Source organism: Arthrobacter sp. CG_A4 (assembly GCF_035985125.1).
Classification (GTDB): Bacteria; Actinomycetota; Actinomycetes; order Actinomycetales; family Micrococcaceae; genus Arthrobacter.
The window spans coordinates 1-12,217 of record NZ_JAXCID010000034.1; the positions used below are offsets into that span (position 1 = coordinate 1).

Genomic DNA, 12,217 nt, shown 5'->3' on the forward strand with positions numbered 1-12,217 from the left:
TCCCCTGGTTCATCCCGCCCCCACACCTTGACCCCGGACAAAAACCCCACCGAAACCACTACTTCCGGCCCACAGATCTCAACACACCGGCGTGAACCGTGCGGCGCTGAGTCCCTCGCATCGGTGTCCTGTGCAGAGTGCAGATCCGGGAACTGCCCAACCGAAAGGTGAATCGAGAGGCGTTGTACAAAGTTCTTGGACAAAGATACCGAACCGAGCGCCCAGTTATCTCGATCATGGAGATATTATCGAGCTGTGAACGACATGACGCCGGTGAACCCCCGGAAACCGCCGATTGCACGGCGACCTGACGCCGCGGCAACAGCTCCTGATCCAGCCGCGGCCGCGGCAAGAGTCACTGCTCCAACCCCGGCAACAACGCCGGCGACACCCAGCCGGTCGAAAGCCTCTGGCGGAGCGACGAAGTCAGCCGCCCTGAACTGGAGCGGGGCAGCCGTGGCCACGGCGTTGATCGCGGTGCCGTTGAGGATGCTGCTGGGCAACAGCGCCGTGCTCGCCGGCCACCCCGCCCTCCCCGCGCTGCTGCTGACCACTGTTGCCGTCGGTGCGCTCTGGGCATTAATACTGATCAGACGATGGAAAAACCCACGCGCGGTGTCGCGCTGGCTATTGATGCGCGGCTTCGCGGGCCGGCTGGCGGCTGTGGGCCTCGTCGCGGCCTTGGCCTGGCTGGGCCCTTTCCCTTACCAGCCCGTCGGCGCGGACGGACAGTCCACCGGCACCACCACCGAGGACGCCACCTCGATCACCCTCACCCCGGAGGGCAAGGCCGGCGCTGGCCTCGTGTTTTACCCCGGCGCGAGGGTCGACGCGCGCGCCTACCAGGACATCCTAGGTCCGCTCGCAAACTCAGGCTATCTGGTGGTGATCCTCAAGGAGCCGCTGGGCCTGTCCCTGCTGGACTCAAGCCAGGCCCGCGTGGCTATCGGCCGCCACCCGGACATCACATCTTGGGCAGTCGGCGGCCATTCGCTCGGCGGAGTGAGCGCGTCGTCCTTTGCGAAGGAGAACGACGACGTTGCCGGGCTCCTGCTGTTTGCCTCGTTCCCCGCGGACAATATGGCAGCAGCAAGCGGCGTGTCGGTCCTATCAGTCTCCGGGTCCAACGACGGCCTCAGCACGACGGACAAGATCGCCTCGTCGAAGCCACGGCTCCCGGCCACAACAGAATATGTGGTGGTTGAAGGCGGCGTGCATGGGTTCTTCGGGGACTACGGCGAGCAGCCCGGCGACGGAAAACCCGGTATCTCCCGCGAGCTGGCCCAGCAGCAAATCGCCGCGGCGTCGCTCCGCTTTATGGACCGGGTCCGTACCGCAGGCTAACGCGATATGGCGACGAGTCCGCGCCGAGGCTCCACAGTCTTCGGCGCCGCTTCGGAATCCAGCATCACCCTCAACGAGATGGTCGGCCGGCCACCCGGAACGGCTACCGCCCGGCGGCCGGTCGGCGGACCACCCGGAACGGCTACCGCCCGGCGGCGTATCCCTGAGCGCCGCGCGGATTCGCGGCCGCCTGCAGGACCCCCGTCTCTGGGTCACGGACGACGGCGGACAGCCGACCCAGCGTCCAGCCGCCCGCACGGGTGACGATGTGCCCGCGGCGCTCAAGTCCCGCGATCACGTCCTCCCCCAGGCGGTCCTCGACTACGGCGCCGCCCGGTTCCCAGGTGCGCGGCCAGAACGAGCCGGGCATCGACGTCGTATGGAACGTGGGAGCGTCGATCGCCTGCTGCGGTGAGTAGCCGCCCACGATATTCCTCAGCAGATACGGCAGTTGCCACTGGTCCTGCTGGTCGCCGCCAGGGGAGCCCAGCGCGGTCACGGCATGGCCGTCGCGAAGCACGAGGGTGGGCGTCAGCGTGGTGCGCGGCCGCTTGCCCGGTGTCAGCGTGGAGGGTGTGCCGGGTTCCAGCCAGGTCATCTGCAGCCGGGTGCCCAGGCAGAAGCCCAGCTCCGGAATGGCCGGGGAGGACTGCAGCCAGCCGCCGGACGGCGTCGCCGAGACCATGTTGCCCCAGCGGTCCACGACGTCGATATGGCAGGTGTCGCCGCGGGTCTCCCCGCCCGGCGCCACAGTGGGCTCCCCCACCCCGAGTCCAGCCAAGCCCGACCCTGCGGCCACCGCCCCTGCGGCCCCCGTCCTCGCAGAACCTGTACCCGCGGGCGCCGGCGGTGTGTAGTGGGTGCGCAGCGGCGGCAGATACGGCTCGCGCTCCGGCACCGAGCCTGGACGGAATTCGTGCGAGGCCCGCTCCCCGATCAGTGATCGGCGGCCGGCGCAGTACTCCTCGGACAACAGGTACTCCAGCGGCACGTCGGTGTCGCCGTAGTATCCTTCCCGGTCCGCGAGCGCGAGCTTCTGGGCCTCCAGGATGGTGTGCGCCCCGAGCTCGGTGGACGGATCGAGGTACCGGTCATCGAACCCTTCGAGAAGCGCAAGCGTCTGCAGTAGCGCCGGGCCTTGGCCCCACGGTCCGGTCTTGGCGATCGTATGCCCCCGGAACTCAATGGTGGCCGCCGGTTCGTAGCCGGCTTCGAACCCCGCGAGATCCTCCATCGCAAGGACACCGCGATGGTCCGTACCGGAGGAATGCCGGTGCGGGGTCTGGACGGAGTCCACCATGGCCTTGGCCACGAAGCCCGCACGCCACTCGCGCCGGGCGGCGTCGATTCCAGCCTGGCGGGAGTGCTCGCGGCCGTCGTCGCCGGGGTACCGGCCGGAGCGCTCTGACGAGCGGCTCCCCGGCGACCCAACCGGCGACTCAACGGATCCGGCTGCCCCGGCGTCGATAAGCCGCTGCAGAGTCCGGGCGTACGCCGTATTCTTCACCAGCTCCCCTTCAGCCGGAATCCGCCCCCCGGGCATCCACAGTTCGGCCGAGGTTGGCCAGTGCGCCTGGAACAGCGCGGAGACGGCCTCGATGGTGGCACCGACGCGGCCCAGCATCGGATGGCCGTCCTTGGCATAGCCGATTGCGAAGTCCAGCACCTCGCCCAGTTCCCAGGTTCCGTGGTCGCGCAGGAGCAGGAGCCAGGCGTCGACGGCGGCAGGCACTGCCGCTGCCAGCGCCCCCGAGCCGGGCACGAGGTCCAGGCCCTCGGCGAGGTAGTGCTCCACGGTGGCTCCGGCCGGGGCGGGTCCCTGGCCCATCAGGACCACGGGTGTGCCGGGCGCGGCCGCGGTGACGAAGATACCGGTCATGTCCCCGCCCGGGCCGTTCAGGTGCGGCTCCACGACGTGCAGCACAAATGCTCCCGCCGTTGCGGCGTCGAACGCGTTCCCGCCGCGTTCCAGCACGGCTTGCGCTGCCGCCGTCGCGAGCCAGTGCGTTGACGCGCTCATCCCGAAGGTGCCCTGCAGTGTGGGTCGGGTGGTGAACTGTTCGGGGCGGGTGAACGCGGACGGGCCGGCGGGAACAGCGCCCGCCGGCGGCAGACCGGTTGCCACAGAACCCGAGGAACCCGCGGGAACCGGCGTCACACCTGTTGCCCCAGGGTCAGCCAAACAGGGCCGCCACGCGGGTGAGGGTCTCGTACACGCCGTAGCCCAGCGGCACGCCCACGAGGGCCCAGGCGATGGCCAGTTTCCCGGTGGACGGTTTCACCGACGTCTGTGCAGCACTCATCTCAAGCCTCCATGGCGGGTTCTTCGGACCGGACACGGTCCGGGCGTGCTTCGTGGAAGCGCGCATCCACGGGCTTGACCAGCAGGTTCGCCACAAAACCTATCACCAGCAGCCCCACCATCGTCAGCAGTGCGGGCTGGTAGGACGCGGCGTTCAACTGGCCCGGCTTGCCCTGGGCGTCAAGGAAGGCATTGACGATCAGCGGTCCGGCGATGCCCGCCGCGGACCAGGCCGTCAGGAGCCGGCCGTGGATGGCCCCCACCTGGAAGGTGCCGAAGAGGTCGCGCAGGTAGGCCGGGACGGTCGCGAAGCCGCCGCCATAGAAGGAGATGATGACGAAGGCAAGAACAACGTAGAGCGCCGTGGTGGTGGACCCGGCCAGCGCGAGCAGCGCGTAGAGCACCGCACCGACGCCGAGGTACACCATGTAGATGCGCTTGCGCCCGGTCACGTCCGAGGTGGCGGACCAGGCGAAGCGGCCCGACATATTGCCGATCGAGAGCAGCCCCACGAAGCCGGAGGCGACGGCGGCACTCACCAGGGACACGCCGTCGGACTGGCGGAAGAAGTCCTGGATCATCGGCGCGGCCTGTTCAAGGATGCCGATGCCTGCTGTGACGTTGCAGAACAGGGCGATCCAGACCAGCCAGAACTGCCTGGTCTTGACCGCATTGGCGGCGGATACATTGTCCGTAGTGACCAGCTTGGAGGCCTTGACCTTGGCCGGATCGAAGCCGGCGGGCTTCCAGCCCTCGGCCGGCACCTTGATGGTGAAGGCGCCGAACATCATGTAGGCCACGTAGACGAGGGCGAGGGTCAGGAACAGCTTGCCCACCGAGTCGCCGCTGGCCACCCAGCCCTTGGCTCCGGAGTTGGGATCGTACAGCTTGAGCAGCGCCGTGGAAACCGGACTGGCGATCAGGGCACCGCCGCCGAATCCCATGATGGCCATGCCCGTGGCGAGTCCGGGACGGTCGGGAAACCATTTGATCAGGGTGGATACCGGGGAGATGTAGCCGATGCCCAGTCCGATCCCGCCGACGAAGCCGTAACCGAGGTATACGAGCCAGAGCTGGCCGCTGAAGATGCCGAGCGAGCCGATCAGGAAGCCGCTGGCCCAGAATACGGCCGAGGTGAACATCGCTTTGCGCGGGCCGTTCTTGTCCACCCAGGTGCCCATGATGGCGGCGGAGAGCCCCAGCATCACGATCGCGATGGAGAAGATCACACCGATCTCGGTCAGGCTGGCGCCGAAGTGCTTGACGAGGGCCGTCTTGTAAACACTCGTCGCGTAGGCCTGGCCGATGCACAGATGCACGGCGAGCGCCGCGGGAGGCACCAGCCACCGGTTGAATCCCGGTGGTGCGATGGTTCGTTCACGGTCCAGCCAGCCCATACGTGCTCCCTTGCTTGTCGACTCCGGTGTCCCAGCGGCATAGCGGCGAAAGGCCCGGATCCGGGTTTTTGCCTCCGGCAATCATGCTGCATATCGTCAGCAGACGTACTATTTATGCGCCGAGCGGCAGCTTTTCAGCGGTAAGCGGTCGACTAGTGGCCGAGCCCTGCTTTCCGGAGGGCTTCGGCCATCGCGGTGCTGGCCGGCGTCGACGCGGGCCCCGGCTGCTTGGCTGGTGCGTGCTGCGGGCGCTTTTGCGGTGTTCTCTCCGCGGTCCGTTCCCGGCCCCCGGCGGGGGCTGTTTCGTCGTCGAGCCTCAGCGTCAGGGAAATGCGTTTCCGCTCCGGATCCACTTCCAGCACCTTGACCCGGACCACCTGCCCGGACTTCACCACTTCACGCGGATCCGACACAAACCGGTTGGCCAGCGCGGACACGTGCACCAGCCCGTCCTGGTGCACGCCGACGTCGACAAATGCGCCGAACGCCGCCACATTGGTCACGGTGCCCTCCAGCACCATCCCCGGCCTGAGGTCCGTGATCTTCTCGATTCCCGCAGAGAACGCCACCGCGGCGAAGGCGGGACGCGGGTCCCGCCACGGCTTCTCCAGCTCGGAAATGATGTCCCGCACCGTGGGCAGGCCGAAGGAACCGTCGACAAAGTCCTGTGGATCGAGCATGGCGTAACTTCCCGCCGGCTGCCCCTGTCCCCCGGCGGCTGCCCGGATCCTGCGGGCCACGGGGTACGCCTCCGGGTGCACGCTCGAGGCATCCAGCGGCTCCGCTCCCCCGGTGATCCGCAGGAAGCCGGCGCACTGCTCGAACGCCTTTGCGCCGAGCCGCGGAACCTTTTTCAGCTCGCTGCGCTTGTTGAACGGCCCGTGCTCGTTCCGGTACGCGACGATGTTTTCGCTGAGCAGGGGCCCGACGCCGGCCACCCGGCTCAACAGCGCGGGCGACGCGGTGTTGAGGTCCACACCCACCGCGTTCACGCAGTCCTCGACGACGGCGTCGAGGCTGCGGTCCAGCTTCGCGGCCGTAACGTCGTGCTGGTACTGCCCGACGCCGATCGACTTCGGCTCGATCTTCACCAGCTCCGCGAGCGGATCCTGCAACCGCCGCGCAATGGACACCGCACCACGCAGGGACACGTCCATGCCGGGCAGCTCCGCCGACGCCAGCGCCGAGGCGGAATACACCGAGGCGCCGGCCTCGGACACTACGATCTTCTGCGGTTTGGTTCCCTGCTTCGCGGGGCCGGAGCCTGCGCCGAGCTGTTTCAGCAGCTCTGCGGCGAGTCTGTCCGTCTCCCGCGACGCGGTGCCGTTGCCGATCGCCACGAGCTCGACGCCGTGCTTTCCGACCAGGCCCACGAGGGTCCGCAGCGCGTCGTCCCATTTTTTGGCCGGGGCGTGCGGGTAGATGGTGTCCGCCGCGACGACCTTGCCGGTGCCGTCCACCACCGCCACCTTTACACCGGTGCGCAGCCCCGGGTCCAGGCCCAGGGTGGCCCGGTTCCCGGCCGGCGCCGCCAGCAGCACGTCGCGCAGATTGGCGGCGAACACGCGCACGGCCTCGTCCTCCGCGGCGGCGAACATCCGGCTGCGCAAATCCGTGGTCAGCCGGGCGAGTACCCGCGAGCGCCAGGCCAGCTGGGCGGTCTGCAGCAGCCAGGCGTCGGCGGGACGGCCGCGCTCGGCCACCCCGAGGAACCTGGCCACGGCGGCCTCGCAGCGGCCGCGGGCGGCGGCGAGGGCGGCGTCGTCGTTCGGTTCCGCCTCGGCGAGATCGAGCTCCAGTACGCCATCCTTCTCTCCGCGCAGCAGAGCCAGGACGCGGTGCGAGGGCATCCCGGACGGCTGCTGGGAGAACTCGAAGTAGTCCCTGAACTTCTGGCCCTCGGTTTCCTTGCCTTTCCTGACGCGGGACACCATCCGGCCCTGCGTCCACAGCCGCTCCCGCAGGGTGGCGGCCAGATCGGCGTCCAGCGCGACCCGTTCGATCAGGATGGAGCGGGCACCGGCGAGCGCCGCGGCGGCGTCCCCGATGGAGTGTTCTGTGCTGAGATACTTGGCGGCTTCGCGCTCGGGGTGCAGTTCCGGGCGCTTCAGCAGGGAATCGGCAAGCGGTTCCAGCCCTGCCTCGCGGGCCATCTGCGCCTTGGTGCGGCGCTTGGTCTTGAACGGCAGGTAAATGTCCTCCAGCCGCGACTTCGTGTCGGCGCTTGCGACGGCGGCCTGCAGCTCCGGTGTCAGCGCACCCTGCGCGGCGATCGCTTCCAGGATGGCCCGCCGGCGGTCCTCCAGCTCGCGTAGGTAGCGCAGCCGCTCCTCCAGCTCGCGCAGCTGCGTGTCATCAAGTGTCCCGGTGGCTTCCTTGCGGTAGCGGGCGATGAAGGGCACGGTGGACCCGGCGTCGAGCAGGTCCACGGCGGCCTTGACCTGCCAGGGCTGCACGCCGAGTTCGTCGGCGATCTGGACGGCAGTACCGGGCTCCTGGGTCTTCGGGGCCTGGGCCCGGGGAGTGGACGTTTGGGCCTGGGTCTTCGGGGCCTGGGCCCGGGGAGTGGACGTTTGGGCCTGGGTCTTCGGGGCCTGGGCCCGGGGAGTGGACGCTGTCGGCGAGGGGTGCTGTGGGGTCTTCGGGGCCTGCTGCGGGAGTTGGGTCACCCAGCCATTTTGCCCTATCCGGGTCCCTGTCCGGTGGCGCCGGTAGCGGGCTGGGACCCGTCGACATCCTGGATGACTTCGTTGTGGCGGAGGAACCACGGCTTGAAGGGCGGATCAAAACGGGCGAATCTCGGCAGTCCGAGGGCGTTCAATCCGGCTGCGGCGAGCGCTGTTTGCAATTCCTGGTTCCGCTTCCCAAAGGCTGATCTGGAGACGCTGCCGGAGAAGCCCAGGACCGCGGCTAAAGAGCCAGGCACGGTCCGGATCATGACGTCGGGATTCGCCGGGACCGGGGCCGTCTCCGCCGTCATCCCCGCCGGCAGAACAAAGGCGACCACGAAGTCGGCCGCGTCGTCACCCTCTGTCAGGGATCCCCGTTGGAGAACCGGGGCGGTCATGGCCAGCTTCTGGGGACGGCCGAAACCCTGGACCACCGGGGCTGTCATCGCCAGCGACTGCCGGGCCGTATTGTTGCCGCTGATGTAGTTGAAGAGATGACGGAAGGCGGCGTTGCCGGCACGGTCAAACGTCGCGTTGACCTGCACCTCGGCCACGGTGTGCAGGGGGTAGCGGCGCAGCTCGAAGTCCGGGTAGCGCCGGACCAGCTCGAAGGGTTGCTGTTCGGTCATTGTCCTCAGACAATACTCCGGGCCCCGGACAGGAACCAGCATGTTGCGCCACGGGTTCTGGCCGGATTGTCAGAGGGCTTTGATAGCTTGAAGATTAGACGGCCGGGCGGGACGGGCCGGCCGCAAGTCGCCAAATCGGCAGCATCAACATCGGGGGCACAGTGTTTTTTCTTGAACCGGAAGTGCCGGGTTCTGCAACGGACCTGGTTTTCTCCGCAAGCGACCTGGTAGTGGCAGCCAGTTGCGAGTTCCAGCTCCTCCGGAAGCTCGACGAGAAGCTGGGCCGCGCCCCCCAGGCTGCCTACGAGGCCGACGAGATGCTGAAACACGCGGCCAAGCTGGGCGACGTCCACGAACACAGAGTCCTGGATAACTTCCTTGCGGAATTCGGGGTGTGGGATCCAGCGACCGGACACGGCGTGTACGACGTCGTCCCGGCCGCAAGCATGGACCGCGCCACGCTGCTGGCGAAGCACCGGGAGTCCATCGAGGCCCTGCGCTCCGGCGCCGACGTCGTGTTCCAGGCGGCGTTCTTTGACGGGCAGTTCCACGGCCGCTCGGACTTCCTGGTGCACCAGGCTGACGGAAGCTACGCCGTGTTCGACACCAAGCTCGCACGCCATGCCAAGGTGACCGCATTGCTGCAGCTTGCTGCCTATGGGGACCAGCTCCTGAGTGCCGGGATCACCCCGGCTCCGGCTGTGACCCTCGTCCTTGGCGCCACCGTTCCGCTGCCGGGCGGCGGCTTCGACTACGTCCGCAGCCACCACAAGCTCGCGGAGATCCTGCCGGTCTTCTGCGAACGGCGGGACCGTTTCCTCGCGTTGACCGCGGCGCACATTGCGCAGTCCGGCACCGTCCGCTGGGGCGCTCCCGGCATCACCGCTTGCGGCCGCTGCGACTATTGCCAGGAAATGGTCAGGAGCACCGACGATTTGCTCCTCGTGGCCAGGATGAACTCCGCTCAGCGCAAGGCACTCCACCAGCGGGGCATCTACACCGTTACGGAGTTGGCGCAGGCCGGGCTTCCCGCTGCGAACGCTTCGCTGCTTCGGCTACAGGACCAGGCCCGGATGCAAAGCGGGTTGGGCGGTGCCGACGGCGGCGTCCGATATCTCACGGACGGCGAGGAACACTCCCTCCGTTTCGCCGTCATCCCGGACAACACGCTGGCAGAGCTCCCAGCACCCAGTGCGGGCGACATCTTTTTCGACTTCGAGGGCGACCCGCTGTGGCAGGAAAGCTCCACCGGTGTCTGGGGTCTGGAATATCTCTTCGGAGTCATCGAGGCGCCCACAGGGCCAGGTGCGGCCGGAGTGTTCAAACCGTTCTGGGCCCACAGCCGGGAGGAAGAGAAACAGGCGTTCCTGGATTTCCTGGCCTACGTGGAGAAACGCCGGCAGGACTTCCCGGACATGCACGTCTACCACTACGCCGCTTACGAGAAGACGGCGCTCCGCAAGCTCTCCGTGATGCATGTTGCCGGCGAGGACACCGTGGACCAGTGGCTGCGCGACGGGCTGCTCGTGGATCTCTACCACACTGTCCGGAACAGCATCCGGATCTCCGATAATTCCTACAGCATCAAGAAGCTCGAGCCGCTGTATATGGGGACGAACCTGCGCTCCGGGGACGTGAAAGACGCCGGAGCGTCCGTCGTCGCCTACGCCCACTACTGCGATGCGCGCGACGACGGGCGGTCCGAAGAAGCGGCGAAGATCCTCGCCGGGATCTCCGACTACAACGAATACGACTGCCTCTCCACGCTGGAACTCCGCGACTGGCTCCTGGGCCTGGCGCAGGAGCGCGGCATCAAGCCGGGCGGCCAGGGCGAGCATCCTGCTGCCAAGTCCACGGCTGCCGAACCCGCGGCGGACACGGCCCTGGCGCCGGCGGAACTGGACTTGGCCGAGCTGGGCGGACCCGCCGGCGGCCTGGCCGGGGATGACCGGAAGGCCGTGGCAATGTTGGCAGCGGCGGTGAGTTTCCACCGGCGCGAGCGGAAAGCGTTCTGGTGGGCCCACTTTGACCGCTGCGAGAACGGCCCCGACACACATCATCAGCAGGACCGCAACGTCTTCCTGGTCGAGGACGCGGTGGCGCTGGAGGACTGGTGGAAGGACGGCGCCAAACTTCCGGAGCGCAGGGTGAAGCTCATCGGCACCGTCAGCCCTGGCTCGGATCTGCGGGAGGGCAGCACCTGGTTCCGTATGTACCAGCCCCCGCTCCCGGCAGGGCTTGAGGGCACGGGCATCGAGGGGGCCGGCCGCAACGGCTGGTTCGGAACCGAAATCCTGGAGCTCGGCCACGAGGACGGAAAGGACACCGTCATCATCCGGGACAAGCTCCGCAAGAACGTCGAGCCCTACACCCAGCTGCCCGTCGCCCTCACCGAAGACCAGCCGATCCAGACCAAGAGTCTCGAGGCTGCCTTGGAAACCCTCGCCGTCGACGTTGCCGCGGGTTTGCGGACGGCGTTCAAGGACGGAGGGGGCATGGCCGGAGGCGGGCGCAGCGACGCGTTCCCGCGCCATCCGGCCATGGATCTTGTCCGCCGGGTGCCGCCGCGGCTGTCAACGGGGCTGCCGTTGCCCACGCCCAGCGAAGGCGCGGACCGCTACATCGACGCCATCACCGGGGCCGTTGGGGCACTGGAGCACTCCTACGTCGCCGTCCAGGGGCCGCCGGGAACCGGGAAGACGCACGTGGGTTCCCACGTCATCGCCCGGCTCGTGGCCCGCGGCTGGAAGGTGGGCGTCGTCGGCCAGTCCCACGCCGTCGTCGAAAACCTGCTGAAGACCGCGGTGACCAAGGCCGGTGTGAACCCGGCCCTGGTTGCCAAAGACGTGAAGCACGGGGAGCCGCTCCCGTGGAATCAGCGGTCCGGCCAGGACGTCGCCCGGCTGCTTAGCTCTCCCGGCGGCGCGCTCATCGGCGGCACGGCGTGGACTATGACCGGGGCCAACGTTCCCGCGGGGTCGCTGGACCTGCTGGTGATCGACGAGGCCGGCCAGTTCTCCCTGGCCAACACCCTGGCAGTGGCGCAGGCCGGCAGCCGGCTGCTGTTGCTAGGAGACCCCCAGCAGCTGCCGCAGGTCAGTCAGGGCTCGCATCCCGAGCCCGTGGATGAGTCCGCCCTTGGCTGGCTGTCCGCCGGCCACGCGACGCTGCCGCCGGAACTCGGGTACTTCCTGGCCGACTCGTGGCGGATGACCTCGGAGTTGTGCCGTGCCGTGTCTGAGCTCTCCTACGAAGGGCAACTGCGCTCCGCGCCAGCCGCTGACCTACGGCGGCTGGATGGCGTTCCCGCCGGCATAGAGACCGTTATGGTCAATCACACCGGCAACATCACGTCCTCGCCCGAGGAAGCCGCGGAAGTCGTCAGTCAGGTGCGGCGGCACCTGGGGCTGAGCTGGCACTCGGAGCAGGGCACGCGGCCGCTCGACGCCGCCGATGTCCTCGTGGTGGCCGCCTACAACGCCCAGGTCAACGTGATCCGCGATGCCCTGGCCGCCGCGGGTTTGGCGGACGTCCGGGTTGGGACCGTGGATAAGTTCCAGGGCCAGGAGGCCGCGGTGGTAGTGGTCTCAATGGCCTGTTCTGCTGTGGCGGAGGCTCCGCGCGGGATGGAGTTCCTGCTTTCGCGCAACCGGATCAACGTGGCGGTCTCCCGAGGACAGTGGCGCGCGGTCGTCGTCCGCGCGCCCGACCTGACCAATTTTCTCCCCACGCATCCCGAGGGTTTGGAGCAACTTGGCGGCTTCATCGGCCTGTGCCGGCGGTCCGTGGGTTCCTGAGCACCGCTGGCCTCCCCCGCGGGACATGCCCATTCTTGAGGCCCTGCGCCGCGGGACATGCTCATTCTTGAGCGCGAAC

At 68.1% G+C, this 12,217-nt stretch carries 7 protein-coding genes; 2 read left to right on the top strand and 5 right to left on the bottom strand.

Annotation, left to right across the window (positions count from 1 at the left end; translation table 11 throughout):
* Positions 1 to 456: 456 nt before the first annotated feature.
* Positions 457 to 1,344, top strand: coding sequence for an alpha/beta hydrolase (locus RCH07_RS13925; protein ID WP_326968073.1), 888 nt, complete (start codon positions 457 to 459; stop codon positions 1,342 to 1,344).
* A 142-nt stretch (positions 1,345 to 1,486) separates the two neighbouring features.
* Here the strand turns inward: RCH07_RS13925 and RCH07_RS13930 are convergent, their stop codons facing one another.
* The 5 genes from RCH07_RS13930 to RCH07_RS13950 all read right to left on the bottom strand — a co-directional run bounded on the left by RCH07_RS13930 (position 1,487) and on the right by RCH07_RS13950 (position 8,341).
* Positions 1,487 to 3,364, bottom strand: a complete 1,878-nt coding sequence (locus RCH07_RS13930; RefSeq protein ID WP_326968103.1) for a gamma-glutamyltransferase family protein — start codon at positions 3,362 to 3,364, stop codon at positions 1,487 to 1,489.
* 154 nt (positions 3,365 to 3,518) lie between these two features.
* Positions 3,519 to 3,647: an MFS transporter small subunit gene (locus RCH07_RS13935; protein WP_326968074.1), complete on the bottom strand. Its 129-nt coding sequence runs from the start codon at positions 3,645 to 3,647 to the stop codon at positions 3,519 to 3,521.
* Between the two features lies 1 nt (position 3,648).
* The gene (locus RCH07_RS13940; RefSeq protein WP_326968075.1) at positions 3,649 to 5,043 is read right to left on the bottom strand and encodes an OFA family MFS transporter; all 1,395 of its coding nucleotides are present in this window, start codon (positions 5,041 to 5,043) and stop codon (positions 3,649 to 3,651) included.
* A 152-nt stretch (positions 5,044 to 5,195) separates the two neighbouring features.
* Positions 5,196 to 7,517 carry a Tex family protein gene (locus RCH07_RS13945; protein ID WP_326968104.1) on the bottom strand — a complete coding sequence of 774 codons (2,322 nt, stop codon included), beginning with the start codon at positions 7,515 to 7,517 and terminating at the stop codon, positions 5,196 to 5,198.
* Positions 7,518 to 7,726: 209 nt separating this feature from the next.
* Positions 7,727 to 8,341, bottom strand: a complete 615-nt coding sequence (locus tag RCH07_RS13950; protein WP_326968076.1) for an SOUL family heme-binding protein — start codon at positions 8,339 to 8,341, stop codon at positions 7,727 to 7,729.
* Between the two features lie 161 nt (positions 8,342 to 8,502).
* On the opposite strand from RCH07_RS13950, the gene RCH07_RS13955 reads away from it, so the two are divergent.
* Entirely contained in the window at positions 8,503 to 12,138 is a 3,636-nt protein-coding gene (locus RCH07_RS13955; protein WP_326968077.1) for a TM0106 family RecB-like putative nuclease, read from the top strand.
* The last annotated feature ends 79 nt before the right edge of the window (positions 12,139 to 12,217 follow it).